This window comes from Methylobacterium organophilum (genome assembly GCF_022533465.1).
GTDB lineage: Bacteria > Pseudomonadota > Alphaproteobacteria > Rhizobiales > Beijerinckiaceae > Methylobacterium > Methylobacterium organophilum.
In genome coordinates this window covers 1,240,381-1,266,375 of record NZ_CP092848.1, presented here as the reverse complement: position 1 = coordinate 1,266,375, position 25,995 = coordinate 1,240,381, and the positions used below count along the sequence as shown (strand labels likewise).

The following is a 25,995-nucleotide window of genomic DNA, read 5'->3' as shown; positions in this document are numbered from 1 at the left end:
GGCGCCATGATCGGCCGCATCCTCGACGTCTCGGTCCACCAGCGCTGGCTGGTGCTGCTGCTCTCCCTGCTCGCCGCGGCCTTCGGCGGCTACGCGGTGACGAAGCTCCCCATCGACGCGGTGCCGGACATCACCAACAACCAGGTGCAGATCAACACGGTCGCGCCCTCGCTCTCGCCGGTCGATATCGAGAAGCAGGTGACCTACCCGGTCGAGACCGCTTTGGCCGGCATCAAGGGGCTCGAATACACCCGCTCGCTCTCGCGCAACGGCTTCTCGCAGGTCACCGCCGTCTTCGCGGAGAAGCTCGACATCTATTTCGCCCGCCAGCAGGTCGCCGAGCGCCTCGCCCAGGTGAAGCAGGATCTGCCCCCCGGCGCCGAGCCCAGCATGGGCCCGATCTCGACGGGCCTCGGCGAGATCTACATGTGGTCGATCCACTACGCGAAGCCCGGGGAGCGTCGGGTCTCGTCCGAGGGCCAGCCCGGCTGGCAGGCCGACGGCAGCTACCTGACGCCGGAGGGCCAGCGCTTGAGGACGGCGCTGGAACAGACCGCCTATCTGCGCACGGTGCAGGACTGGATCATCCGGCCGCAGATCAGGACCGTGCCCGGCGTGGCCGGGGTCGACGGCATCGGCGGCTTCGAGAAGCAGTACCACGTCCAGCCCGACCCCAATAAGCTCGCCTCCCTCGACCTGTCCTTCAGCGACGTCGCCCGGGCGCTCGAGGCCAACAACGCCAACCAGGGCGCGCGCTACCTGGAGGATAACGGCGAGGGCTATGTCGTGCGCGCCGCCGGCCGCCTGGAGAGTATGGCGGCGATCGCCGACGTGGTCGTGGCGACCCGCGGCGGCGTGCCGGTGCGCATCCGCGACATCGCCGAGGTCCGGATCGGGCGCGACCTGCGCACGGGCTCGGGCAGCGAGGACGGCCAGGAGGTCGTGATCGGCACGGCCCTGATGCTGATCGGCGAGAACAGCCGCATTGTCGCCGCCGCGGTCGATGCGCGCATGGAGCAGATCCGCAAAAGCCTGCCGCCGGGCATCGAGGTCCAGACCGTCCTCGACCGGACCCGCCTCGTCGAGGCGACCATCCGCACGGTGGTGAAGAACCTGTCCGAGGGCGCGGCCCTCGTCATCGTCATCCTGTTCCTGCTGCTCGGCAATGTCCGCGCGGCCCTCATCACCGCGCTGGTCATCCCCGTGGCCATGCTGATGACGCTGACCGGCATGGTCGAGGCGAGGATCTCGGCCAACCTCATGTCCCTCGGCGCCCTCGATTTCGGGCTCATCGTCGACGGCGCCGTCATCATCACCGAGAACGCCCTGCGCCATCTCGCGGAGAAGCAACAGGAATACGGACGCAGGCTCGCGACCGAGGAACGCCTCGCGACGGTGCGGGCCTCCGCCGAGGAGATGATCAAGCCCTCCCTCTACGGGCAGGCGATCATCATCCTGGTCTACGTGCCGCTCCTCACCTTCACGGGGGTCGAGGGCAAGATGTTCCAGCCGATGGCGCTCACCGTCATCATCGCACTGGCCGCCGCCTTCGTCCTGTCCCTGACCTTCGTGCCGGCCCTGATCGCGATCGCCATCACCGGGCGGGTCACCGAGACCGACAACCCGATCGTCCGGGGGCTGAAAGCCGCTTACCGGCCGGTGCTGGAAGCGGCCCTGCGGAGGCCCTTCGCCTTCATCGGGGGGGCGTTGTTCCTGCTCCTCGGCGCCGGCCTGCTTTTCACGCGGCTCGGTACAGAGTTCATCCCCCAGCTCGACGAGAAGAGCATCGCCCTCAACGCGACCCGGATTCCCTCGACCTCCTTGACCCAGTCGCAGGCGATGCAGCTCAAGGTGGAGAAGGTGGTCTCGACCTTCCCGCAGGTGGCCTATGTCTTCTCGAAGACCGGCACCGCCGAGGTCGCGACCGACCCGATGCCGCCCAATTCCTCCGACACCTTCGTCATCCTGAAGCCGCAGGGGGACTGGCCGGATCCGAGCCTGTCCAAGGCCGAGCTGCAGGAGCAGATCGAGGCGGCGGTCGAGAGGCTCGCGGGCAACACTTACGAGTTCTCCCAGCCGATCCAGCTGCGCTTCAACGAGCTGCTCGCCGGCACCCGGGGCGATCTCGCCGTGAAGGTGTTCGGCGAGGAATTCGCGCCGATGCTGAAGACGGCCAACCGGATCGCGGCCCTGCTCAAGGGCATCCCCGGCGCCGAGGACGTGAAGGTCGAGCAGATCGCCGGCCTGCCCTTTCTGGAGATCGGGATCGACCGGGCGGAGGCGGCCCGTTACGGGCTCAGCATTGGCGCCGTCCAGGAGGTGATCGGCGCGGCGATCGGTGGCCGGAATGCCGGTGTTGTCTTCGAAGGTGACCGGCGCTTTCCCATCGTCGTGCGCTTGACCGATGAGGTCCGCGAGGACCGGGAAGCGCTCGAGAACATCCCCGTCCCGCTTCCCCCCGGGCCGAACGGGCGTGCGGCTTCCGTGCTGCTGAAGCAGGTGGCAAGCTTCTCGGTGACGGAGGGCCCGAACCAGATCAGCCGCGAGAACGGGAAACGCCGGGTGGTCGTCACCGCCAATGTGCGCGGACGCGACATCGGCTCCCTGGTGGCGGAGGCGCAAGCCAAGGTGGCCAGAGAGATCGCGTTGCCCCCTGGCTCCTATGTGACCTGGGGCGGGCAGTTCGAGAATCTTGCCTCGGCCAAGCAGCGCCTCATGGTCGTGGTGCCGGTCTGCTTCTTCCTGATCTTCCTGCTGCTCATCTCGGCGCTGGGATCGGCCCGGGACGCTCTCCTCGTGTTCAGTGCCGTGCCCTTGGCCCTGACGGGGGGCATCCTCGCCCTGTGGCTGCGCGGCATGCCGGTCTCGGTGCCGGCCGCTGTCGGCTTCATCGCGCTCTCGGGCGTGGCCGTTCTGAACGGCCTGGTGATGCTGACCTTCATCAAGCAGCTGATCGCGGAGGGCCGACCGAAGCGGGAGGCGATCCTGGAAGGAGCCATGACCCGGCTGCGACCGGTCGCCATGACGGCGCTGGTCGCCTCCCTCGGCTTCGTGCCCATGGCGCTCGCCACGGAGACCGGCGCCGAGATCCAGCGGCCGCTTGCCACCGTGGTGATCGGCGGCTTGATCAGCGCCACCCTGCTGACCCTGGTGGTGTTGCCCGCCCTCTATGCCCGGTTCGGCCGGGCGGAGACGGTACCGACCGAGGGCTCCACGGAGCGGATGCCGAGCTCCCTCGAACCTGCCGAATAGGCCGAACGAAGCTCGGTCCGCGACCGGCTCAGCGGAATTCGGGCTTCACCACCACGAGGATCACGATCAGGATCATCAACAGGGTCGGGACCTCGTTGACGATCCGGAAGAAGCGGCCGTCATGCCGGTTCGCATCTCGGGCGAAGTCCTTGCGCAGCCGGGCAAGCCAGCCATGCACGCCGCTGAGCACCAGGACCAGAGCGAATTTCCCCTGGAGCCAGCCCGTCTGGTAATATCCGCTCCAGAATGCAATGGTCAGTCCCGACAGCCACGTGACGATCATGGCCGGCGTCATGATGAAGCGCAGGAGACGATATTCCATCGTCTTGAACAGTTCGGACTGTTTGGCGTCCGTTGCGCTCAGACCTGCGTGATAGACGAAGAGGCGCGGCAGATAGAGCATGCCGGCCATCCACGAAATCACGGCGATGACGTGGAGGGCTTTGATCCAGGGATAGAGATCGGGCATCGCTCAGCCGCGCCGGATCCGGGCGAGCATCTGCTCGACATGCGCCACCGGAGTCTGCGGCAGGATGCCGTGGCCGAGATTGAAGATGTGCGGCTTGCCCGCGACCGCCTCCAGGATTTCGTCCACCGCTCGGTCGAGGGCCTCGCCGCCGGCGATGAGGATGTCGGGATGGAGGTTGCCCTGGGTCACGGCACCGGCCGGTAGGGTCCGGCGAAGCTGGTCGAGGGCGATCGACCAGTCGACGCCGACGACATCCGCGCCGGTCTCGGCCAGGACACGGGCATGGCCGTCGAGGCCGCTGCCGCGGGCGAAGACCACGATCCTGGCCTCGGGCCGTTCGGCCCGGATACCCTCGATCATCCGCCGGATCGGCGTGAAGGACCATTCGCTCAGGGCATCGCCTGCCACGCCGGTGGCATCGGGCAGCATGCCGGCATGGGATTCGAAGATCTGGACGATGTCGGCACCGGCCTCGAATTGTCGGAGCAGATAGCGGGCCTGAACCGTGACCAGCCGATCAATCAGGTCCTTGACGAGTGCCGGTTGCATCGCCGCCAGCGTTCGCGCCGGCAGCTGGTCGGCGCTGCCGCCGCCATTGATCATGTAGCTCGCCACGGTCCAGGGCGCGCCGCAGAAGCCGAACAGGGTGGTCTGCCGCGGCAGAGCGGCTCGGATCAGGCTCACCGCTTCGAAGACCGGTGCGAGATGTCCCAGCACGCCGGGATTCTCGGCATCGCGCAATTGCGCGAAGGCTTCGCCGTCGCGGATCGGCTCGAGCTTCGGTCCTTCCCCTTCGACGAAGGTCACCGCCTGGCCGAGGGCATGAGGAACGACGAGAATGTCGGAGAACAGGATCGACGCATCGAAGCCGAAACGACGGATCGGCTGCAGCGTCACTTCGGTGGCAAGCTTCGGAGTATAGCAGAGATCGAGAAACGACCCGGCCTGGGCGCGTGTCTGCCGATATTCCGGCAGGTAGCGACCAGCCTGACGCATGAGCCAGACCGGAGGTGCCACGAAGCTCTTTCCGGAGAGGACATCCAAGACGACTTTCTCGGATGAAGGGTTGCTCGTCATCTTGAAAATAAAACCCTTCTTCCTGTCTTTACTTGGTTTTCTTCGGTTCGACTTGAAGGTGCTCGCCAACCGGATTCGAACACACCCCTATCTTACATAGAAAATGAGAGAATCGAGGTTTTTTTCTTTTTCTAGAGGCTGAGTCCTGCGGATCCAACGTTGTCCACAGGATGCCCCCACGGCGTCGCGATTAACCGGGCTTTAACGGGTCCCGTCTAACTTTTCGATTCATGACGGGGTGGCAGGTCCTTAGCGGGCCAAACACCACCGTGGCGCAGTCTCGTGCTGCGTTTTGCAAAGCGGCTCGTTCTCACGAGGCCGTCGGGACGCCGTTGTGGACGAATCGGTTTCCGATTCACAGCCCCAAACCCAGTCTGCATCCGCTGTCCGAATCCATCCCCAAGCTGCCGGTGCTTCCGAGACCGTGATTCCGGTCGGATCTCCGCCTTTCAAAGCGGCCGTGAATCCTTCGCAGCCGATTGTTGCAAATGTGGAAGTCGGCGAAAAAACGGATACGCTATCACCGCCGATGGTGGTTGGATCGTGATAAACGATCAAGTGATCTTCCGATCTTCGCCACATTTGACCGGACGCATTACCGTCATATCGTAGGCGAGATAAGTCAACGATGGGAAGGGCAGCGCCCAGAAATGAAAAAGGCCACTCAGTCGAGCGGCCTTCTGAATGTTATCGTCGATATCTTAAAAACGGCTAGGAAATTTTCGATCTAATTCTTTGAAGGCCTGCCTCCGCCAGATTTAGATGTTCTTCTCTTGCCGTACAAAGGTAGTTGAGAACGCGCGCTCCGACGTTCTGAGCGAGCCAGTCCTGCGCCGAAGATCCGTCGTACGGCTTCAGCGAGATGCTCTCATCGTCGATCGCGTAGATCTTGTAGCCGTACTCATCAAGGATCGCATGGCAGGCAGCGAATTTTTCGACACCTTGGATTTCGAGGAAAAGCGTCGGAAGCCCCCGGAGCGTATTTCTTGCTCCGGCGAGCACGATGTCCTCCAAGCCCTCCACGTCGATCTTCAGCAAATCCGGATCAGGGATTCCTTGCTGTGTCAGGATCACATCGAGAGGGGCCGCCGTCACCACTTCCGTCCTGACCGCGACATCGGCGGCGTTCTCGCTGTATCCTGCGAGAGAGGCGCCGGTATCAAGCACGTCCGGTCCCCAGGCGACCCGCAGCGTTAGCGTACCCACTACGTTCGACACTGCGAAAGGGCATACCTTGAGTTTCGGATAACAGCCATTGGCGACGAGGTTGGTGAACAGCCGCGCCCGCGTCGCCGGGTTAGGCTCTACCGCCAGAACGGTGGCTTCCGGAGCGGCGAGCTGGGCTAGGATCCCGTAGAGGCCGGTGAAGGCGCCGACATCCGCGACGGCTCTCGCGGTGCGCGCGATCTTGAGCCAAGCCGCCACGCTCGCGGCCTCATAGCTGTCGGGGCCGTAGGCATGGTAGACCATGGCCACGCCATCATCATTGGTCGATAGCATCGTAAAATCGATGTGATCAACAGAGCAGGCTACCCAACCAAAGTATGGGCGCTCTGCTCTGAACCTATGACCATCGACATCATGCTGGCTTGCTGGTCGATATTGATAGCCCGGCTGCCGCCATGGTCTCGCAGCCAACGAGGCATCGTTCAGCGAATTGAGCCACCCGGCTCGCGTCCCATCGAGATGCATCCCATGCCCCGCTCTTGCGTCGAGGCACCAATAAATCAGAGGTAGTTGTCGGAGCAAGACATCAATTTAAGATTGCATCCCGCTCACGAGACGCCCAAAGCATACACCGGATTGCCGGAGCGCGATCGCAATCTGGGCTGCGCCGCCTCACCAGGTGCCGGTTCACGACCTGGGACTGACTGCCGCTCGCCGGCATTCCGATCATGATCCTCGGCGTGATCGCGCACACCATTGACCGGCCGGTCGGGTGGCTGCCGTAACGATTTACGCCCAAGCGGTCGGCACCTCGGCGACCTGCGTCGTGTAACGGGGCGAGCACATCTCGAACTTCATCGACCACCTGCAAGCGCGATCCAGCCCGGCCTGGGCCGGCACGACGGTGCCACGGTCCCAGCGTGCGTTGCAGGCGTCCAGCGCCGCCATCATCCCGCACATCCTGCGGCACACCGCGGCGACATGGCTCATGCTCAACGGGACCGACCTGTGGGAAGCCGCCGGCTATCTCGGCATGACCACGAGACGCTCGAGCATGTCTACGGCCATCACCACCCGGACCACCAGAAGCAGGCCGCGGCGAACATCGTGCGGAAGATCGGATGAAGCCCGGTCCACGGGCTGAAGCGGTCCACCAATCGGTCCACGCTTAGAGCAAGGGCGCTTGGCTTAACCGGCAAGTATCGAGAAGATCTCGGGAATCTTGGTCGGAGTGGCAGGATTTGAACCTGCGACCCCCACGTCCCGAACGGGGGGACGTGCGCCTGACGGGCTCTCTACAAGGCGGGTTTCCGCAGCGTAGCAACCCCCTTCATCGTCTTTCTCCGTCGCCCGTCGTCGTCCGCGATCCGTGGCCCGCGAGCCCCAATCTGTGGCCGACCTGTGGCCGGGAACATGGGGGGAACGCCGTATCCCGTTCCAGGTCACGCCGCGGGAGGGAGCCGCTGGCAATGGTACGTGAACCATGGGCCCGATCCTCCGGTGGGCGGCCGGGACGCGGTTAGTCCCCAGGTAAGGTGCGGGGCCCGAGGTTGCGCGTGACGCAATCCACAGGGGACCCACAGGATGCCCACCCGCTACGAGATCGCCGACGCCGTATTCGCGGCCCTGACCGACCGGGACAAGCAGCACCTCGCCGAGGCCGTCGCGGCGGCCGCCCTCTCGGAGGACGGGGACTGCAGGGACACGTTCTACATCAACCTTTCGAACGCCGGGGTCCCGACCCCCGGCCGCGTCGGCGAGCCCGTCACCGAAGACGACCTCCGCCTGGCCTGCCTCTACCTGGCGGACGCGAAGGCTGACCACACCACCGAAGATGTCGACTGGTTCTGCCTGCTGAGAGACGCGTTCGGCAACGCCAACATCGAGCGTTTCCAGGCGCTCTACGCCGAGATCCCCCTCGGTGCGGACCACTACGCCGCGTCCCAGCGCTAGGAGGTCGCCATGCACCCCGCCCCCTACCGCAAGCAGCGCGGCGTCTACGACACGTACATCTGGTACGCCCGTGCCGCCCGGCACGCTCCGGGCGTGAGTCCCGAGCGCGTGGCGGCGATCGCCGACGACTCAGCCGCCTTGTCCGGCCGGTTCCGGCTCGTGCTGCCTCACGACACCGCGTGCGCCTTCTACCTCCGGGAGGACCTCGAAGCGCGGATCGCCGCCTTCGAGGCCGAGGGCATCGACTGGCATGAGGGCGTCGACTAGCCCTCGTCGAGTACGGTCGTCGATCCTGCCGGGCAGAGCCTTAGGCTGCCGACCATGCCCTCGACGGTCGCGCCTTCCGGCGGGGTGAACTCGCCCGCATCGATCGCGGCCTGCAGGAACTGCCGCAGGCACTCCGCAACCCAGGGCGCAGGCTCGGCCCTGGGGGCGGTCTCGATCACGGGGTGAACGTCGGCCAGCTTGACGGACCAAGACCCGTCGGCGGCGTCCTCGACGCCCGTGACCGTGCCCTGCAGCCTCTGGACAGCCAGCCATGCCGGGGGCGGCTGGAGCGCCACCCGCCCGAGGTGCATCCTGCCCGTGGACAGGGCGAACGTACCATCGCCGTTCGGCGTCAGGGTTGCCTTCGTCACGCCCGGTTCTCCATCAGTTCCCACCGTGGCATCGCCCCGCTGAGCTCCACCAGCCCTAGGGCCATGAGGGACAGCTGCAGGATCGGGCCATCGATGGGATCGGTCGGGGGCTTGGGCTCCCACAGCCCCAACAGGCATTCCTTCCCGTCGAGGCGCAACATCGACAGGTCCATGAGCTCGACGTCGGCCTCGTGGGCGAACACCGTCGCCGTGGCCCGAAGCTCCCCCTCCTTCTGCACCACACGGCACCGCACGACGCCGCCCAGGTGCAGCTTGCATACGTCTATCGACAAGGGGCCCTCGGTCCGCGCCGGGACCCCGACCTCCTTGGTGCTCCTGTAGATCCGTCTCTCGGTCATGGTCAGCCCTTCCGCGTCGGGGTGGTGGCGTCGCGAAGTCGCGCGAGCTCGTGGTCGGCGCGCTCCAGCGTGAAGATCACGCCGGTGATCAGGACGGCTGCTGAGAGGACGACGACCATCCCGCAGCAAACCCACAAGGTGAGCTCGCCCATGGTCAGGCCGCCTCCCTCGCGAGGAGGCCGTGGCTCTCCAGGACGACGAGAACCCCGCCGGCGAGCTGGCGATCGTCAAGCCGATCGGCGCGCCCGCGGGCGAGGACCTCCTGCACCAGCGGCGCGGGCCCCGGCGGGGTGAGCGCCTGCCCGAACAGGCCGACCTCGATCGCCGGGCGATCGGCCTCGGGGAGATCGGCGAGCGCGGCCGCGACCGAGTCGTAGACGATGACCGCAGGGCGCATCAGGTTCGAGACGCCCACCGCCGCAAAGGCGGCGACGGCGTCGGGCTCCTCGCACCGCGCCTCGACGACCCGGCGCTTGAACGCCACCTGCGCCGGCCGCGGCAGTCGGTAGAGATCCCACGCTGCCCGGTGCCGCTCTGCCTCGCTCGCCATCGCCTCGCCCCTCCGATGCCTCTTCGGCCGAGGGTACCACCGCCGAACGATTCGCGACGGGACGGGGGCGGCCCCCGACGCCCAGGGATATCTTCACCACGGCCGGCGGATCCCCTTGCCGCGGGAGTCCCCGCCTGCCACGTTGGCTGCCTCACCGAAGGGATCGCCCCCGTGAACGCTCGCACCTTGAAACGGATAGCCCGCACCGCCTGAGCCCTGCTCGGCGCCCGCCCGCGTGCCCCCGTTCCAGCGAGCCTTCCCGTGACCGATGACATCCTTCGCCGTGCGCGCCGCCGTGCCCGCATCGAGACCTACCGCGATTCCGAGGCCCGGCACCGGCGCGCCATGGCGATCCCGCCGACGCGGACGCCGACCCTCGACGAGTTCCTGACCGGCGCGCAGCCGATCGACGGCAGCCCGGTCGAGGACGCGCGCGTCTGGGCCCGCGAGGTCCTGCACTCCCCGGCAGCCCCGTCGTTCCCCGACGACCTGCACGTTGCGATCTCCAGGCTCGGCCTGGAGCCGACGGCCGACCGCGCGGTCGCGGTCGAGGGCCTCGCCCTCGCGCAGATCCGGGCCGTGTTCCCGGATCTGACGGCCGAGGATGCCTACGGCGAGATCGCCGACCGGGCGACGCTCTACGCCGCGCTGCTCGGCGATCCCGAGGCCGCCGGGCGCGCCGTCGCGATCGCGCACGCCTACGTCTACGAGCACCTCCACACGGGGCTGCACGATCCCGTGCCGCTGCGCGAAGCGTTCGTCACGCTCCTGCACGTTGCCTCGCTCTGCTCCCGCGACCTGCCGGCTGTTCCGGTGGCGCATGACCTGCAGGCGGACTTTCGCCTCGGCCGGGGCAACTCTCGACAGCTCCTGGAGGCGATCGCCGACGTCACCCACCAGCCGGAGGAGCTCCCGGCCCCGGCCGCCCCGGTCGCGCCGCAGGCCCCCGCGCCGACGGCGGGCGCGGGCCCGGACGGCGACCTCGATCTGGGCGACATCCTGGAGCGGGCGCACGCCCCCAGCCGGGTCGTCCTCCCGGCGGAGCTGGAGGTGAAGAAGCCGCCGGCCCCGGCGCGGGCCCTGATCGGCAAGGCCCTGCCCCTCCATCCGATGCCCGACCTCGCGCATCTCGGAGAGCGGCTCACGGCGCGCAGGCCGTGGCTCGTGCCCCAGATCTCGCGCGTGCTCGGGACGCTCGCCGGCCGGCTCACCGCGGGCACGCCCAACATCCTGTTCGTCGGCCCGCCGAGGACCGGGAAGACGGAGCTCGCCCGGGATCTCGCAGAAGGCATGGGGGTGCCCCACCTCGTCTATGGCTGCGCAGGGGTCTCGGACTCCAGTATTTCCGGAACGTCCAAGCAATGGTCTACTGCACGTCTCTCAGTATTCACGCAACTGCTCGTGGATCATCAGAGCGGGGACGGCATCGTCGTCCTGGATGAACTCGACAAGTCCGCGCCTCCCGGCGGGCACAACGGCGACCTCAGGTCCGCGATCGTGGCCATCGGGGAGACCGCTGCCCGCCGCCGGTACTTTGACCTCGGGGTCGATGGGATCGTGGACGTTTCGGGCATCTCCCTGATCGCCACAGGCAACGACGTGACGCAGCTCCGGGGGCCGCTGCTCGACCGCTTCACCGTGGTGGAGATCCCGCCTCCGCGCCGGCAGGACCTGCCGGTCGTTGCCCGCGGGATCCTGGTGAGCATGCGTGCGGAGCTGGCCGACGGGCGGTGGCTCGCGGACCTCGACGCGTCGGAGATCGAGAGCCTCGGCTCGTGGCGGGGTGGCTCGATCCGGCCGCTCCGCAGGGCGGTGGAGCGCCTCGTCGCCCTTCGCGCAGACCGTCGCTTCGCCCATTAGGGAGGCTTGGCCGTGACCGCGACCGACATCCGCCTCCTCCGCGAATCCGTGGAAACCGCGGTCCTCGACGAGCGCGTCGAGCCGACCCTTGCCACCGGTGTCTACGCCTACATCGCGGCGCTCCTGCGCCTCGTTGAAGACGGCGACCGAGAGCCCGGGCGCGCCCTGCGCGAGGCCCGCTCGGCCGTCGGCTTCCTCAATGCCGTCCCCCGCCTGCCCCCCGCCCGCCCGCGTACCTGGAGGCCATCATGACGACCCGAGACCGCCGCGCCGCCCGAGAGCTGCGCGGATACCTGGAACGCCTGTACGGGCCTCAGACCAACCTTGTCGTCGTCCCCGGCGCGGCGGAGGGCTTCGGGCGCGTGGTGCTGCTCGCCGAGAACGTCGCCGTCACCCGCCCGGATCCGACGGACGGCCAGACCTACTCGGCGACCTCGTTCGATCACTACGCGCCCGGCTTCGTCGCCGTCGTCGGCCGCCTCGCAGCGCACCTCGTCGCGATCCGGTCGGCTCGGTACGCGCCCGGCGGCGGCCTCGTGCCGGCATGCCCGCAAGACGGCGCGGAGGACCTCCGCCACGCCTACGGCGCGCTCTTCCCCGAAGGCACAGTCGAGCTCGACGTCCCGTGGCAAGAGCTCGCCCGCGCCGTCGCCGAGGAGCTCAGCGCAGCAGGCCTCCTCGACGGGCTGGAGAGCGCTCAAGTCAAGTCGAAGTTCGCAAGCCTCAGGTGGTATTTCAGCAGTATTCCCAAGAAGTCTAAGGCTGAGGTCAACTACCTCCTCAGAGCTGCCACCGACCTCTCGATGGTCGTCTGCGAGCGATGCGGCGCCCCAGGCGAGCACCGTCCGAGGCCCTGGCACGTCATCGCCTGCGACGCCTGCGACAGCCTCTGGGAGCGAAGTCGGCGCGGCGGCGGTGGCTGACGTGTACCGACACCGCGGCCGGGCGGCCTGGAGCGTGCGCGAGGGTGGCCGGGTCGTCGGGCATCGCGAGGCCGTCTGCCTCGTCGACGTCGTCCTGGTGGCGTCGGAGGCCGGCCGCCTCTGGTGCCTGCGCCGGGGCCAGCGCGAGGTCGTGGCTTGGGCGCGGGGCGAGCTCGCCGACCTGGCGCGCCCGGTGAGCGCGGAGCGGCTGCGGTACGGGCTCGACCGGCCCGGCTTTCGCGCCGGGGACGGGGAGAGGCCGGTCACCCGGGCGCGGGCGGCGTGGTTCGAGGCAGACGGAACGGCGTGGATCGAGGGAGGGACGTGATGCGGATCTGGTGCCTGTCCGACCTCCACGTCGACTACTCCGCGTTCGCCTAGCCGGACCCGCCGGAGCACGACGTACTCGTCGCCGCTGGGGACGTTTGCGAGCGGCTGCCCCGCGCGCTGCGCTGGCTCCGCGAGACCGCGCCGACCGACAGGCCGATCGCCTACGTGCCCGGCAATCATGACGCCTGGAGACTGCGTTGGCCGCGCGACCTCGGCGCTGCGCACGAGGACGCCCAGGCCCTGGGCATCGAGCTCCTCGCGTCCGGCGAGGCCGTCATGCTGGCCGGGACGCGGTTCGTCGGGGCCACGCTCTGGACGGATTTCCGGCTCCGGCCGGACGTCGAGCTCGCGGCCCGGGCCGAGTACGACCACGGCAGCCTTCGCGACCATCAGCGGATCACCTCGACGCGCGGCGGCCACTACAGGAGGTGGCTCGCCCGCGACGCAGCGGGGATTCACGCGGAGCATCGGGCCGCGATCGAGGCCGAGCTCGCCCGGCCGCATGCCAGCCCGACCGTGGTGGCGACCCATCATGCCCCGCACCCGGCTAGCCTCCTCCATGGGCGGTGGACGGATTACTCCGACGGCGCCTACGCCTCGGACGCCTCGGCCCTGATGGAAGGCCCCGGCGCGCCGGCGCTCTGGCTGCACGGGCACACGCACGCCTCGCGGGACTACCGCGTTGGCGGCACGCGCGTCGTCTCGAATCCGCGCGGCTACGGCGACGAGAATGCCCGCTGGTTCGATCCCCGGCTGGTGGTGGAGATCCCCAATGCGTAGCCAACTCGTCCTGATCGCCGTGCTCGCGGCCGGGCCCGCCCTAGCGAGGGGCGTGCCCTGGCCTGCCGACGGTGTCTACTGCGGCCCCGCGGACACGATGGCGATCGTCGTCGACGGCGGCGGCATCGGCGTGGACGGCCTCGGCTGCCGCGGCGGGCGGATCCGCCGGGGCCGGTATGTCGCGGAGCTCTGCTACGCCAACGGCGGCTCGACCGTGGCCTACGACACCGACCTGCGCCTGCGACGGGACGGGACGCTCCTGCATGACGGTGGGATCTACCGCCGGCGGGATCGGGGGCCGTGCCCCTAAGCTTGGGTCCCCGCCCCGGCGCGGGTGCTGGCCGTCAGGGCGGCGAAGGCCGCCCGGGTCTCCTCGGGTGGCCGGCAGCCGCTGCGCCCCGGCAGAAGTGCTCCGAGAGGCCGGCCAACCCGAGGCCGGTAATGACGGGGTGCCACGTCCTGAAGCCGCGGAGATCGCGGGCGCCGCGATCGGGGCTCTGCAGGACCCAGCCCGCCCTCACGCCCTCCCGGGTGCATCGGAGGCGCTCGCGGGAGCCGAACCGGGTTAGGTAGCCGATCGCCACGAGGTGCTCGATCACCACGGCCCGCTCGACCCGCAGGATCACGGCGACTTCGGACGCCGTGTGGCAGCCCTCCGATGCCGCCATCCGCTCCTGCGCCAGGACCGCCGGGCGCTGGGCGTCCAGCTTCCCGTGGGCCTCGGATAGGGCGACCTTTGTCACCTGCCGGGCCCGGGTCTCGGACGCGAGGAGCTTGCTCGTGTCTTCCAGGTGGGCATGCGTCAGGGCGTGCGCCTTGCGCTCCTTGTCGAGCACCGCGATGAGCTGCGTCGTGATGAGGGCGAGCTGGCTCGGGTCGCGGACGTCAATTGCGGCCGGGGCGGGCGCCGGCTGCGGCGCGACCCCGTAGCTGCCCGTCCGGCGGAGCTGGGGAGGGCCCCAACGTGACGAAGCCCGCCATGGCGAACCGAGACGGGCTTCAGATGTGTGCTGCACATCGCCTCGCTGAAGGCCTGCGGAATTTGCCGCGCCCCCATGCGGGGAACAAGGCCGTCAGCGCCCGGAGGCCTCGCGGTAGAGGCGGGCCTCGGTCGCGAGGTCGAGGGGGGCGAGCCGACCGGGACGGGCCGCGATCCGCGAGGATGCCCGACGGGAGGCGCGGCGGGCCGAGGCGGTCTCCGAGGCCACGTGGCCGAGGATGGCGGTCGCTCGGGCATCGTCGGCCGCGGTGCGGCGGCGGACCGGGGCGGTGACGGGCGCAAGGTCGTCGAGGGGCAGGTCCTCGCGGATCTCGTACTCGACCCCGCCCCGCTCGACGACCCGGAGGATTGACCAGCGCGCGGTGGCGGTGCGGTACTCCGAGTAGAACGGGGTGTACCGGGTCTCGACCACCTCGCCGGCAGGGATCGGATTGGGCCGCCGGGGAGCCGCCGGGGAGGCAGGGTCCTCGATCGGGCCGGGGGCCACTATACGCTGTGACTCATCGTGGACAGGAACCGCAGACGCATCGGCGGTGACGACCGCCTCAGCCGAATCCGCGGGGGTGGCCGAGGCAGCGACGGCAGGCTCCGCTTCGGCGAGCTGGGCCCGGCGATGCTCCTCCGACCCCGCGACCATCGGACCGCTGGCCCACATAAGCGCCAGCATCGGGACCCCGTTCTCGGCGATGTCGGCCTCAGCCTCTCGCAGGGCCTCGTAGATGCTGGCGCGGCTACGGCGCAGCGTCGAGGCGCACTCCGCGGCCGTCAGGCCTTGCTGCCTCAGCGACCAGGCGAAGCGGCCGAGCGCGAGCCGCTCCTCTGCCTGCCTCGCCCGCGTCGCACGGTCCGGGGCGCGGGCGTCCCGGCTGTCGCGCTGGCGCTCGGCGGCGGAGCGGCCAGCCCGCGAGCCGTCCGGGCGCAGGACGAGCAGAGCCGCGGCGTCCGCCTCGTCCTGCGATATCCCCAGGTCGCTGACGATGCGGGCGTAGCTCCAGTCGTAGAAGGCCGGGCGGTCCTTCCCTTCGTACTCGCGCCGCTCGCCGGCCGCGGCGGCGTGCATGCCAGCCTCGACGCCCGAGAAGGCCGAGGCGAGCTCGCGCTCCGGCAGGCCACACAGGGGAGCTAAGCGCTCGGCCCACATCTCCGCGTCGCCGCCCTCGATCTGCGAGATCGCCGTGGCGGCGACGACGGCCCACCGCATGCGCACGCCCACGTCGAGGCGGCTACGATGGTCGAGGAGCGCCAGGAGGTCGTCGAGGATCAGCCTCCACTTGTTGCCCGTGGGCGGGCGCTTGGTGCGGCGAGCGGCCGGGGTGGCGACCGGTGCCGAGGCCTGCTCGGCCGACCGCTGCTCGCGGATCGCGCGCATTTCGGCCCGGCTGTAGGGGCAGACGGCGTCGGCCCAAGCGTCGAACGAGACTGACTTCACGTCCGCACTTGCGGCGGGCCAGGCCCGGCGCGCCATCGTGCCCGTCTTCGGGTTAATGGAGCCCCACACCCGGAGGACGCGGGCGACGTCGCAGCAGCCGCGGTCGAGGCCGAGTCCCTGCAGCAGCTGCCAGAGCGGGTGCATGCGCGCCTGCCACTCAGCCACGCGCGGATCGATGCCCCTGCGGATCGGCAGGTTGCCCGCGTCGTCGAGGCGGGGGCCGCGCAAGCTCTTCATGGCGCGCTGCCAGCGGTGGAGGGCCTGGCCGGAGAGGCTGTCGAACCGCCAAACGAGGTGAAGGCCGCGCCCGCTGAAGGTGAACCACGACGGCCGCGGGATCCCGAGTTGATCGAGGGCGATCAGCACCATTGCGACCACCTCTTCGGGCGTGAGGTGCGCGAATGGAAGGCCATCACGGGCGTAGTCGAGGTCGAGAAAGCCGGAGCCGATGCTCGCGACGCGGGCGCTGTTGCGGCGGCCGACGAAGCGGGCCTGGCTGACGAACTGCACCTCCGCCTCGGCGACCTGCCGGTCAACGGACCGCGAGCTCGGCGTGATCATGCCCTCGTCCCAGCCACCGTCGGCCGTCTGGCGCGCGGTCGCGACCCGCCCGCGCGACCCCGGGGGGTGCAGCAGGGCGATGTGGGCCCTGGTCAAGGCCTGCCGGTCGGCGAGGGAGGGGAGGGGCGAAATGGGGGGCATCGTTCAGCGAGGGATCCGGGTGTCCGCGGGGCAGCACTCCCGAGAACAAAGGGAGGGTATGTGCGTCGCTCGATAAGATCAAACGGCCGCGCTCTCCGTGCTCACTACCGAGACGCCTTCCGAGGGAGACGCCACCCGGGGCGGGGCGCGCCTCCTCCGATCGGAGCGTCCCAGCGACGAAGCGGCGAGCCCGATCCAGGGCTGCCCGGTGCCCTGGATCGGGAAACGCTCCCCTCGGCACGGTGGCCCGCGGGGAAGCCGGCGAGGTGCGCTGGGTCGACGAGCCCGAGACGCACCAGCCAAGGCACATAGAAGTGCCCGAGCTCCGAGTAGGCGATGTAGTTGAAGTACGGCGGATCGGTCAGCACGAGGTCGACTGAGCCGGCCGGCACGTGCCCGAGGTCGCCGGCGTCGCAGCAGCGGATGTCCCAGAGCCGAGGCTCGTGCAGGGGACCGCCACGGCGGGGCCCGCCGAGGCCGGGGCTTCAAGGGAGGCCGCGAGACTGCGCGCCGCCCAGGCACACGGGCCTGCCCCGGAAGGCCCGAAGCAAAGGTATCACCGCTGTCGCGCCGATCAAGTGCGGGCGCGGGATGGGTTCCCGCCTGGCACCCCATAAGAATGCTAAGTCCGGTGGGATGCACCCTATAGACCAGTCGAGTCACGGCCCGTGCACCCCATAAGCATGCGAAGTCAGGGCTCGTGGATCGCAAAAGGCCGTAATGCCCAAGGCCACGCCATCACAGGTCGGACGGACGCGGTACGCCGTGCAGGTCCATGAGGTCGCCCAAGCCGTCGACCGTGACGTCGAGCAGGGCGGCGGCGCGGCGCACGGACAGCTCACCCTGCGCGATGCCGGCCGCCACGACCTTCAGGTACGGCTCGCCGAAGGCCGGCGGCCGGTGCCGCTCCTTGGTGCCGGACGTGCCGTTATTGACCAGAAGGTCGTCGTCGTAGCCGCGGGCGACGTCCCGATCGATCCGCCCGAGATCGACCATGCGCCACTTCAAGGCCCTGGCCGACACGCCGAGCGCAGTGGCGGTGGCGTTGAGCCAATCGGGGTCGGTCACCGGCCCGTCGACGTTCTGGAACAACCTCGCCGGCATCAACACCGCCGAGGCGAATTTTTCAGCCATCGTCTCGACGCGCCGCTGGATCTTGCCAGACCCCTCGCCGTCGTCGAGGCGCTCCGGAGGCATCGCGTCCCAAGTCAGCACGTGGAAGAGCTCATGGGCCAGGTCGTAATTTCGTCGGCCTGGTGTTTCCCGTCGATTCACCAGGACCGCGCCGAGGTCGCGTAATAGGCAGGCTGCCCCCGAGATCCCCGGTGGGGCGTCCACCATCAGGACCAGGATCCTCATCCGGTCCTGCATGGCCCGCGGGAGGTCGGCCGAGGGTACGTCGCCGAGTTCGAGGTAGTCCGCGACGGCCTCCCCAGCGAGCATCGCCTCCTCGTAGCTGTTCGCTCGCGTCAGGGTCAGGCGATGGGCGATCGGCGAGAGCATCCCGCCCGTCGCCACTTTGAGGACGCGGTAGGCGCCGATCCACTCGCCCGCTTTTCTCTCGAAGGCGTCGAGATCCGACAGGGGGACATCGGTGCGACGCCAAGAGAAGCGTGCCTCTCCCGCGATGAGGAACGGGTTCGTGAAGTAGTCCACCGACACGTCGAAGGCGGCCACTGCCTTCACGAGCTCCTCGGCGCTCACCTTGCGGTGCCCGGCCTCGATCTGCGCCACGGTCTGGCGATTCTCGAAGCCGAGAGCTCGCGACAGTTCCTCCTGCGACATGCCCCGCCCTTCGCGGAGCGCCCTCAGTCGGGTGCCGATCGATGCCGCCATACTCGTCCCCTTCACTCGACCTCCATCTTGCACATCCGCACTTTGCAAGATATTAACGCAACCCACGAGGTTGCTCACTCACCTTTGTGAACCGTAGCAGCATCCTCGGACCGGGAGCCATGCATCAGGGCGTCCCGGCCGTCCCGGCGCCAACGGCGCCGGACCGCGGACCGAACCTGGCGCTCCCTGGGCCGGCGACAGGCTCTGCCGGACTCGCTGACGTGGACCTCGATCATGGCAACAAACCCTCCCTCCGGCGACGGACACCGCAACGGTGCCGTCCGCGACCGCTCCCAGTCCTACAATCCGAAGACGGAGACATGGACGAAGCGCGACACCGGGACCGGCCGCTTCATGGACGGCAAGAAGGACGGCACGCCCTTCAAGGGCGTGCGAAGGGAGCGCTGACGCTCTCTGCGGCGGGCTCATCGGCGCGGTGAGCCCGCAGCTCGATGGAAGTAGCCGCGCCATCCCTGACGACGTCTGGCGGAAGCTCGACAGGAGAACCCAATGAGCAAGGACCAGGACCGCACCGTCTACAAGCATGAGGACGGCTGGGCGAACAAGCGCAACGGAGCGTCCAGACCTGCGAGCGTGCATGCGACGCAGCGCGAGGCGATCGAGGCAGCCAAAGAGAACCTGATCAATCAGGGCGGGGGCGAGCTGACAACCATGGGCGTCAACGGGCGCATCCGCAGCAAAGACACGATCGCCCCGGGAAACGATCCGTATCCACCGCGAGACAAAGAGCACTGAAACGGGCGCGCCGATCAGACGGACCCGAGATCCCAACCCATCTCGAAGGCAGATCGCGCGATGCCCAAGAACATCGTAGTCTTCTCGGACGGCACCGGGCAGGACGGCGGCGTCCGGCCCGAGCAGCACGTCAGCAACGTCTACAAGATGTACCGGGTGTGCAAGGTCGGGCCGGAGAGCGGCATCGACCCGGCAGAGCAGGTTGCCTTCTACGATCCGGGGCTTGGCACCGACATCGGCGCCACGGCGCTGACGGCACCCGTCCGATTCCTGCAGAAGATGGCGGCCTCCCTCTCGGGGCGCGGCATCACTACGAACATCGCGGACTGCTACCGCTTCATCATCGACCACTACGAGCCGGGTGACCGCATCTACCTGATCGGCTTCAGCCGTGGCGCCTACACGGTTCGGTGCGTGGCGAACCTGCTGATGTACTGCGGTGTCCCGACCAGGGGCGACGGCGTGCCGCTCCTGCGCTACCGCAAGATGACGCGCGACATCGCCCGCGAGGCCGTCGATACGGTTCTGGAGCACGGCGCCGGGCACCCCCGCAAGGATTTCGATGCGGAGCGGCACGAGCTCGCTCGCCGCTTCCGTGAGCGTTATGGCTCGACCCATCCGGACGGCACGGCGAAGTCCAACGTCGAGCCCTACTTCATCGGCACCTTCGACACCGTGGCGGCGCTGGGCGTCGCCGGCCCGAAGCGCACGCTGATCAAGGCCGGGCTCGTCGCGGCGGTGGCCATCCCGCTGGCCATCGCGATCGCGGTGGTCTCCGCCGTCGTCGGGGGCCTCGCCTACCTCTTCGACCGCTCCTTCTGGTGGGCGGACCTGAGCACCTCCGCGGTGCTCGTGACGACTTCGGCGATCGCCGCCCTGGCGGTGCGCCGTCACTTCCTCGCTGCGAAAACCAAGACGATCACCGACTGGCCGACGAAGGGCCAAAGCCGGAGCCATGTCGCCGAGTGGAAGGGAGAAAACTTCGACCGGTATCTAAGCGCCCAGGTCGGCTACGCGCGCGCGGCCATCGCCATCGACGAGCGGCGCAAGGACTTCGACCGCGTGAAGTGGGGGCCCACCGAGGTGCCGCCCCCGCGCGAACCGGGGGCGCCCGACCAGTTTCGGCAGTTCTGGTTCGCCGGCAACCACTCGGACATCGGCGGCAGCTACGACGAGACCGAATCCCGCCTGTCCGACATCGCGCTGAAGTGGATGTTGGAGCAGGCCATCGGGGTCCCGAACGGCCTCAAGGTCGACGGGATGCCGCCGGTCGCCGACGCACGCCGCCCGATCGAGGTGACGCAGATCCCGAGGCTGCAGCTGCATCCCTCGGCGGCCGGTGTCCAGCATTGCGAGATCGCCGGCATGCGCGACACGATCGCCGCGCGCGTCTCGGCCTCCTGGATCCCGGGCTTCGTGCGCCGCTGGGCCGAGGGCAAGAGCTGGGAGGCTAAGGACCGGGAGATCAAGCCGGACGCGACCGTGCACCCCAGCGTCGCCGAACGTTTCGCGCTGCCCTCCGTCGTGCAGTGCGACGGCGTCGCGCCCTACCGGCCGGCCGCACTCGCCAAGCACGTCGACTACCAGGGCTGGTACGCCTCGCGCGTACCCCTAGCCGCACCGCCCGAAGCCTCGCGGCCCGCCGCGATCGCTTCCTGAAGACCCATCGGCAGGAGCAAGCGAGCGGCTGCTCGAAAACCGCCTTCGTAGCCTCAGGAAGTGCAGATGGCCCTCAAAGAACACGCTACACCAAGCGAACCGGGGGCTGATGTTGCCGGCGGTCCGGATGACCGCGCCCAGGACGCGGGGACACTGCATCTGCCTGCCATCCGCTTCGAGGAGAAGCGCCGTATTGGTCGGAGGTTCTGCCTTCTCGTCCCGGCTTCCGACCGTGCCGTGGAGCGCGTGTCCACTCTGAGGATCTCATCGAAGCGCGACGTGACCTTGCACCACCTATTGAGCGGCGAGGTGGTCGCGGTCGCGGACAAGCGCCTGTCGAGCATCCCGGCAGGTGTGACCGGCGTGCTCCTGCAGGAACCAGGACGTGCAGCCCGATGGCAGTGGCATCGCCGGCTGGCGGAGTTCACCGCCCGGTTCGAGCACGATCCGGTTTCCGTCGCCGGCAACATCGAGGCTTCGTGGCGTGGCGCGTTTCGGTTCAAGACCGAGGTCGCCGACGGGAACGGACAGGTTGCAAGGGGCGATGAGGGGCTCCGCCCGCCGCAGATCGGCGCGCTGCACGCCATCGGCATGCACTGGAGCGTCTTCGCCACGGAACCGGCGACGGTCGTCATGCCAACTGGGACCGGCAAGACGGAGACGATGCTCTGCGCCGTGGTGAACTACAGGCAAGGCCCCACCCTTGTGGGCGTACCGTCGGATGCGCTTCGGTGGCAAACCGCGAGGAAGTTCGAGAGCCTCGGGCTGCTCAGGACGCTCGGGCTGATCGACGAGGACATCCATAATCCGGTGGTCGCCGTCATCACCCGCGAACCTGCCTCCGAGGAAGACCTCGAACTCCTGCGGGGCTGCAACGTGTTGATCGGCGTCATGGCCTCGATGACGGGAGCCACCACGCAGCCGCTGTTCCCGGACATCGCCGCGATGACGAGTTCACTCTTCATCGACGAAGCTCATCATGTCCCGGCCGACACCTGGAGCGCCTTCCGCGCCCACTTTACGAACCACCGTGTCGTGCAGTTCACGGCGACACCATTCAGGCAGGACGGCAAGCTCGTCGATGGCCGCGTCATCTTCAGCTATCCTCTCTCCGCCGCCCAGAGGGATGGATATTTCAAACCGATCAGGTTCGTGTCGGTGTTCCAGGTCGACCCCGAGATGGCTGACGGAGAGATGGCCGCCGAAGCGTTGAACGCGCTCCGAGCCGACTTGGCGGCGGGACGGAACCACCTCCTCATGGCCCGGTGTGCCGGGATCCCGAGGGGCGACGGCCTTCTCGGCCTATACCGGCGCCTTGCACCCGAGATGCGTCCGATCCTCGTCCATTCCGAAATGCCCGACGCCGAGATCGACCGCCGCTTGGCCGACCTGCGTGCCGGGACGAGCCGCATCGTCGTTTGCGTCAACATGCTCGGCGAGGGATTCGACCTGCCGGAGCTCAAGGTCGCCGTGCTCCACGACCTGCACAAAAGCCTTCCGGTCCTGCTCCAGTTCACGGGGCGTTTCACGCGCAGCTCGGGCCAGCACATCGGCGACGCGACCGTCGTTGCCAACATCGCGGATCCGAAGGTCTCTTCGAAGCTCGAAAGGCTCTACAGCGAGAGCGCCGACTGGAACCAGTTGCTGAGCGAGGCGAGCTCCAACGCGGCCCGCGAGCATGCGGAGCTGATCGAGTTCCTACGCAACTCGGAAGCCCTGGTCCCGGAAGAAAATCTCGACGGCCTCCGGATCTCAAAGAATCTCCTGAAGCCGAAGTTCAGCACCATCGCCTACAGGTGCGAGAAGTTTACGCCGAAATCTTTCCACGAGGGCATCCCGGACAAGACCATCGTCCATGCCGCTTGGTACAATCCGGCGTCGTCGCTGTTGTTCTTCGTAACGAGGAAGGAGGAACGCGTTCGGTGGACCAGGAGCAAGAAGCTCTCGGACCGCCAGTGGGACCTCTACGTCCTGTACCACGACGAGGAAACAGGGCTGCTTCACGTGAACTCGTCCGATAAGGACAGCATGCACGAGGGATTGGCCACGGCCGTCGGGGCGACAGCTCGCATCTCCGGCGAGGATACCTTCCGCTCGCTCGGCGGCATCAACAGGCTGATCTTCAACAACATCGGCTTGCGGAAGCACGGGCGCCGGAACATGAGCTTCGCCATGTACACGGGCGCCGAGGTGCGATCCGCCCTGACCATGACGGAAACCACGGGTGCCACCAAGTCGAACCTCGATGGCCGGGGGTGGGAGGGCGGCGCCGTCGTCTCCCCGGGCTGCTCGGCCAAAGGCCGAGTGTGGTCCAAGGCGCAAGGCACCATTCCGCAATGGGTGAAGTGGTGCCGGCCGGTCGGTAAGAAGCTGATCGATCCCACCGTCAATGTCGACAGGATCATCCAGAACGTGTTGATCCCCCAGGTCGTGGACGGAGCCTTCCCGGCCGAGCAGGTCCTCTCGGTCGAATGGCCCGCCGAGACTTTGAAGACTTCCGACGAGCGCATCCTCATCATGAAGAACGGCATCGAGGTGCCGATGGCCTATTGTGAGTGGGAGCACGAGCCGGATGCGTCCACGCCAGACCGGATCGCGTTCCGGCTCCTATCCGCCGGCGGCGAGCTTAACGAGGGTATCGCGCTGGAACTCGATGCCGAGAAGGGCTACCGCTTCACCGGCCCGGATCACGTCCGGATCAGGCAGGGCCGCCTCGACATGGCGCTGCTCGACTATCTCTACGACTACCCGCTGGTCGTCCGCTACGTCAGCCTCAAAGAACTCGAAGGCGACCTCCTCTACGAGCAGACCAACACGGCACCTGCCCGGATCGAGGAGCGCCAGCTCCAGCCGTGGAACTGGGTCGGCGTCGACATCCACGTCGAGTCAACCTGGAAGAAGGGTGTCGAGAGGCCGAAGTCGATTCAGTCACGCGTCGCGGCGCACTACGTCGGCGAGGACTTCGAGGTCGTCTTCAACGACGACGACGCCGGGGAGGCTGCGGACCTCATCTGCTTGAATGAGACCGAGGAGAGCATCCGGCTGATCCTGGTCCACTGCAAATACTCTGGGAAACGCGATCCGGGAGAGCGGGTCAAGGACGTCGTCGAGGTATCCTCCCAGGCCATTCGATCCGCATCCTGGCGCGGCAACTTCGAGCGATTGCATCGGCATATGGTCACCCGCTCAAAGCTGTCCGGAAGCGGCAACGCGACACGCTCGCGCTTCGTCAAGGGTTCGATGCAGAGGCTCTCCGATATCGCCAAGGCCGCTCGGATGAAGGCGGTCGAGATGGAGATCGTCATCGTGCAACCCGGTATCATGCGCTCAAACCTCACCGACGATCAAGCCATGGTTCTCGGCTCCGCCTCAGCCTACCTGCGGCAAACCATCGACGTGGATCTGGCCGTCGTGTGCTCGGCCTAGCTACTTGGCGTCGTGGAAGATGATGCCGGTTACAAAGCGCTCGCCCGAGCGCACCCGGCTGACCCCATGGCGCAGGTTGACCCGGTAGGTGCCGCGGGTCCCCTGGACCGGGCGGGTATGGACGGCGAAGACCACACCCTCGCCCTGTCGCAGGGACACGACCTCGGCCCGCGACTGCATCCGCGGACGCTGCTCGGTCAGGACGAACTCGCCGCCGGTGAAGTCCCGGCTTGGCTCGGAGAGCAGGATGGCGACCTGCAGCGGGAAGACGTGCTCCCCGTAGAGGTCTTGGTGCAGGCAGTTGTAGTCGCCCGGCCCGTACTTCAGGAGCAGCGGGGTCGGCCGAGTCTGGCCGGCCTCGTGGCAGCGGGCGAGGAAGGCCTCATGCCCCGCCGGGTATCGGACGTCGATGCCCATCGCCTCGTTCCAGCGGTTCGCGAGCGGAACGAGCCGCTCGTAGAGCGCTGGCCGTAGGTGGGCGACCGGGTCGGGCAGCGGGTGGGAATAGTATTTGTACTCGCCCCGCCCGAAGCCGTGGCGGGCCATGACGATCCGGCTCCGGAAGCGGGCGTCGTCGTCGTAGAGCCCGCGCAGGGCGGCGCAGTCCCCGGCATCGAGGAGGGGGCCGGTGGCCGCGCAGCCGACAGCGTCGAGGTCGACCTCGATGCGAGGCCAGTCCAGTTCCTTGATGCCGTCGTTGCGGGCCTCACGCCGCGTGGTCGCCGCGCTCATCGGGTCACCCCCTCGCGGGCGAGCAGGTCGCGCTTGCGCTCGACCCCCCAGCGGTAGCCGGACAGGGATCCGTCCGAACGCACGACCCGGTGGCAGGGGATGGCGACCGCCAGCCGATTGGCGCCGCAGGCCTGGGCTACGGCCCGCACGGCGGCGGGCTCGCCGATGGCGCGGGCGATGTCGGCATAGGTCGCCGTAGATCCGACCGGGATGGCCCGCAGGGCCGCCCAGACCCGCTGCTGGAAGGCGGTGCCGCCGATGTCGAGCGGCAGGTCGAGGCCGCGGCCGGGCGCCTCGACGAAGCCGATGACCTCCGCCACCCAGCGCTCGAACGCCTCGTCCCCGCCGGAGAGCTCCGCCTTCGGGAAGCGGTCCTGGAGGTCACGGGCCAGGGCGTCGGGGTCGTCCCCAAGCAGGATCGCGCAGACGCCCTTGTCGGTCGCCGCGACCAGGATGGAGCCGAGCGAGCACTCGGCGGCCGCGAAGCGGATGCGGGTGCCAACGCCGCCCTTGCGATACGCCGTCGGGGTCATGCCGAGCCGCTCGGACGACTTGGCATAGAAGCGGCTGGAGGAGTTGTAGCCGGCCTCGAAGACCGCCTCGGTGACGGAACCGGCCTCCTGCAGCCCCGATGCGACCCGGCCCGCCAGACGGGCTTCGGCATAAGCCTTGGGCGTGATGCCCGTGACCTTGCGGAAGACGCGATGGAAGTGGAACGGGCTCATACCGGCCGCCCGGGCGAGGTCGTCCAGCGCCGGCATCGTCTCGGCCCCCTCGATCAGGCGGCAGGCGCGGGCGACGGCCTCGGCCTGGCGCTCGGCCAGGGCGGGCTCGTTCGGGCGGCAGCGCTTGCACGGACGGAACCCGGCGGCCTCGGCCTCCGCGCAAGTCGCGTGGAAGGCAACGTTCTCGGGCCGGGCCGGGCGCGCCGGGCAGCTCGGGCGACAGTACACCCCGGTCGTGCGCACCGAGTAGACGAAGCTGCCGTCGGCCTGGGCGTCACGGGCCTTGAGCGCGGCCCACTTGGCGTCGTCCTCGGCCGGCGGGGCGACGGGTATCTGCGTCTCGCGGGCGAGTTCGGCGGTCTGCATCGTGGC

26 protein-coding genes are annotated in these 25,995 nt (G+C 68.4%); 13 read left to right on the top strand and 13 right to left on the bottom strand.

Going from position 1 to position 25,995, the window contains the following annotated elements; translation table 11 throughout:
- The first annotated feature begins 6 nt into the window (after window positions 1-6).
- Entirely contained in the window at window positions 7-3,252 is a 3,246-nt protein-coding gene (locus MMB17_RS05800; RefSeq protein ID WP_241101405.1) for an efflux RND transporter permease subunit, read from the top strand.
- A gap of 28 nt (window positions 3,253-3,280) precedes the next feature.
- Here the strand turns inward: MMB17_RS05800 and hemJ are convergent, their stop codons facing one another.
- From hemJ to MMB17_RS05780, 4 genes are all read right to left on the bottom strand, one after another.
- On the bottom strand, window positions 3,281-3,721 hold the full coding sequence (gene hemJ / locus MMB17_RS05795) for a protoporphyrinogen oxidase HemJ (protein ID WP_241101404.1): 441 nt from the start codon (window positions 3,719-3,721) through the stop codon (window positions 3,281-3,283).
- Window positions 3,722-3,724: 3 nt separating this feature from the next.
- On the bottom strand, window positions 3,725-4,867 hold the full coding sequence (gene hemE, locus MMB17_RS05790; RefSeq protein ID WP_420847337.1) for a uroporphyrinogen decarboxylase: 1,143 nt from the start codon (window positions 4,865-4,867) through the stop codon (window positions 3,725-3,727).
- A 642-nt stretch (window positions 4,868-5,509) separates the two neighbouring features.
- Window positions 5,510-6,268 (bottom strand): FkbM family methyltransferase, encoded by a 759-nt coding sequence (locus MMB17_RS05785; protein ID WP_241102126.1) that lies wholly within the window; start codon window positions 6,266-6,268, stop codon window positions 5,510-5,512.
- A 486-nt stretch (window positions 6,269-6,754) separates the two neighbouring features.
- Window positions 6,755-6,916 (bottom strand): DUF4113 domain-containing protein, encoded by a 162-nt coding sequence (locus MMB17_RS05780; RefSeq protein ID WP_338041769.1) that lies wholly within the window; start codon window positions 6,914-6,916, stop codon window positions 6,755-6,757.
- 633 nt (window positions 6,917-7,549) lie between these two features.
- On the opposite strand from MMB17_RS05780, the gene MMB17_RS05770 reads away from it, so the two are divergent.
- Together MMB17_RS05770 and MMB17_RS05765 are read left to right on the top strand one after the other, a co-directional pair.
- Entirely contained in the window at window positions 7,550-7,918 is a 369-nt protein-coding gene (locus MMB17_RS05770) for a hypothetical protein (RefSeq protein ID WP_241101403.1), read from the top strand.
- A 9-nt stretch (window positions 7,919-7,927) separates the two neighbouring features.
- The gene (locus MMB17_RS05765) at window positions 7,928-8,185 is read left to right on the top strand and encodes a hypothetical protein (RefSeq protein ID WP_241101402.1); all 258 of its coding nucleotides are present in this window, start codon (window positions 7,928-7,930) and stop codon (window positions 8,183-8,185) included.
- Here the strand turns inward: MMB17_RS05765 and MMB17_RS05760 are convergent.
- From MMB17_RS05760 to MMB17_RS05745, 4 genes are all read right to left on the bottom strand, one after another.
- Window positions 8,182-8,556, bottom strand: coding sequence for a hypothetical protein (locus tag MMB17_RS05760; RefSeq protein WP_241101401.1), 375 nt, complete (start codon window positions 8,554-8,556; stop codon window positions 8,182-8,184). The two genes, MMB17_RS05765 and MMB17_RS05760, sit on opposite strands and share 4 nt — an antisense overlap.
- The gene (locus tag MMB17_RS05755; RefSeq protein WP_241101400.1) at window positions 8,553-8,849 is read right to left on the bottom strand and encodes a hypothetical protein; all 297 of its coding nucleotides are present in this window, start codon (window positions 8,847-8,849) and stop codon (window positions 8,553-8,555) included. Before MMB17_RS05755 ends, MMB17_RS05760 begins: the two co-directional genes overlap by 4 nt.
- A gap of 68 nt (window positions 8,850-8,917) precedes the next feature.
- Window positions 8,918-9,067, bottom strand: coding sequence for a hypothetical protein (locus MMB17_RS05750; protein ID WP_241101399.1), 150 nt, complete (start codon window positions 9,065-9,067; stop codon window positions 8,918-8,920).
- Between the two features lie 2 nt (window positions 9,068-9,069).
- Window positions 9,070-9,465 (bottom strand): hypothetical protein, encoded by a 396-nt coding sequence (locus tag MMB17_RS05745; RefSeq protein ID WP_241101398.1) that lies wholly within the window; start codon window positions 9,463-9,465, stop codon window positions 9,070-9,072.
- Window positions 9,466-9,726: 261 nt separating this feature from the next.
- Here MMB17_RS05745 and MMB17_RS25215 point away from each other — a divergent pair, with 261 nt between their 5' ends.
- From MMB17_RS25215 to MMB17_RS05715, 6 genes are all read left to right on the top strand, one after another.
- Window positions 9,727-11,325, top strand: a complete 1,599-nt coding sequence (locus tag MMB17_RS25215; RefSeq protein ID WP_276518057.1) for an AAA family ATPase — start codon at window positions 9,727-9,729, stop codon at window positions 11,323-11,325.
- Between the two features lie 12 nt (window positions 11,326-11,337).
- Window positions 11,338-11,577, top strand: coding sequence for a hypothetical protein (locus tag MMB17_RS05735; protein ID WP_241101397.1), 240 nt, complete (start codon window positions 11,338-11,340; stop codon window positions 11,575-11,577).
- Window positions 11,574-12,248 carry a hypothetical protein gene (locus MMB17_RS05730; protein ID WP_241101396.1) on the top strand — a complete coding sequence of 225 codons (675 nt, stop codon included), beginning with the start codon at window positions 11,574-11,576 and terminating at the stop codon, window positions 12,246-12,248. Before MMB17_RS05735 ends, MMB17_RS05730 begins: the two co-directional genes overlap by 4 nt.
- On the top strand, window positions 12,241-12,576 hold the full coding sequence (locus tag MMB17_RS05725) for a hypothetical protein (protein ID WP_241101395.1): 336 nt from the start codon (window positions 12,241-12,243) through the stop codon (window positions 12,574-12,576). The genes MMB17_RS05730 and MMB17_RS05725 overlap by 8 nt, the downstream gene beginning before the upstream one ends.
- Window positions 12,577-12,683: 107 nt before the next feature.
- Window positions 12,684-13,358 carry a metallophosphoesterase gene (locus MMB17_RS05720; protein ID WP_338041788.1) on the top strand — a complete coding sequence of 225 codons (675 nt, stop codon included), beginning with the start codon at window positions 12,684-12,686 and terminating at the stop codon, window positions 13,356-13,358.
- Window positions 13,351-13,668 (top strand): hypothetical protein, encoded by a 318-nt coding sequence (locus tag MMB17_RS05715; RefSeq protein WP_241101394.1) that lies wholly within the window; start codon window positions 13,351-13,353, stop codon window positions 13,666-13,668. Before MMB17_RS05720 ends, MMB17_RS05715 begins: the two co-directional genes overlap by 8 nt.
- Window positions 13,669-13,702: 34 nt before the next feature.
- Here MMB17_RS05715 and MMB17_RS25210 read toward each other — a convergent pair whose 3' ends face one another.
- The 3 genes from MMB17_RS25210 to MMB17_RS05700 form a co-directional block, all read right to left on the bottom strand.
- Entirely contained in the window at window positions 13,703-14,374 is a 672-nt protein-coding gene (locus MMB17_RS25210) for a hypothetical protein (protein ID WP_276518056.1), read from the bottom strand.
- A gap of 57 nt (window positions 14,375-14,431) precedes the next feature.
- Window positions 14,432-16,489: a hypothetical protein gene (locus MMB17_RS05705; protein WP_241101393.1), complete on the bottom strand. Its 2,058-nt coding sequence runs from the start codon at window positions 16,487-16,489 to the stop codon at window positions 14,432-14,434.
- A gap of 738 nt (window positions 16,490-17,227) precedes the next feature.
- Window positions 17,228-18,274, bottom strand: coding sequence for an ImmA/IrrE family metallo-endopeptidase (locus MMB17_RS05700; protein ID WP_241101392.1), 1,047 nt, complete (start codon window positions 18,272-18,274; stop codon window positions 17,228-17,230).
- A gap of 285 nt (window positions 18,275-18,559) precedes the next feature.
- On the opposite strand from MMB17_RS05700, the gene MMB17_RS05695 reads away from it, so the two are divergent.
- The 4 genes from MMB17_RS05695 to MMB17_RS05680 all read left to right on the top strand — a co-directional run bounded on the left by MMB17_RS05695 (window position 18,560) and on the right by MMB17_RS05680 (window position 24,166).
- A complete protein-coding gene (locus MMB17_RS05695) occupies window positions 18,560-18,733 on the top strand; it encodes a hypothetical protein (RefSeq protein WP_241101391.1) in 174 nt (57 codons plus the stop codon).
- A 102-nt stretch (window positions 18,734-18,835) separates the two neighbouring features.
- Window positions 18,836-19,081, top strand: coding sequence for a DUF2188 domain-containing protein (locus tag MMB17_RS05690; RefSeq protein ID WP_182568286.1), 246 nt, complete (start codon window positions 18,836-18,838; stop codon window positions 19,079-19,081).
- 60 nt (window positions 19,082-19,141) lie between these two features.
- On the top strand, window positions 19,142-20,740 hold the full coding sequence (locus MMB17_RS05685) for a DUF2235 domain-containing protein (protein WP_241101390.1): 1,599 nt from the start codon (window positions 19,142-19,144) through the stop codon (window positions 20,738-20,740).
- Between the two features lie 66 nt (window positions 20,741-20,806).
- Window positions 20,807-24,166 carry a DEAD/DEAH box helicase gene (locus MMB17_RS05680; protein WP_241101389.1) on the top strand — a complete coding sequence of 1,120 codons (3,360 nt, stop codon included), beginning with the start codon at window positions 20,807-20,809 and terminating at the stop codon, window positions 24,164-24,166.
- Here the strand turns inward: MMB17_RS05680 and MMB17_RS05675 are convergent, their stop codons facing one another.
- Entirely contained in the window at window positions 24,167-24,898 is a 732-nt protein-coding gene (locus tag MMB17_RS05675) for a 2OG-Fe(II) oxygenase (RefSeq protein WP_241101388.1), read from the bottom strand.
- Entirely contained in the window at window positions 24,895-25,989 is a 1,095-nt protein-coding gene (gene ada, locus MMB17_RS05670; RefSeq protein ID WP_241101387.1) for a bifunctional DNA-binding transcriptional regulator/O6-methylguanine-DNA methyltransferase Ada, read from the bottom strand. Before ada ends, MMB17_RS05675 begins: the two co-directional genes overlap by 4 nt.
- Window positions 25,990-25,995 lie beyond the last annotated feature (6 nt).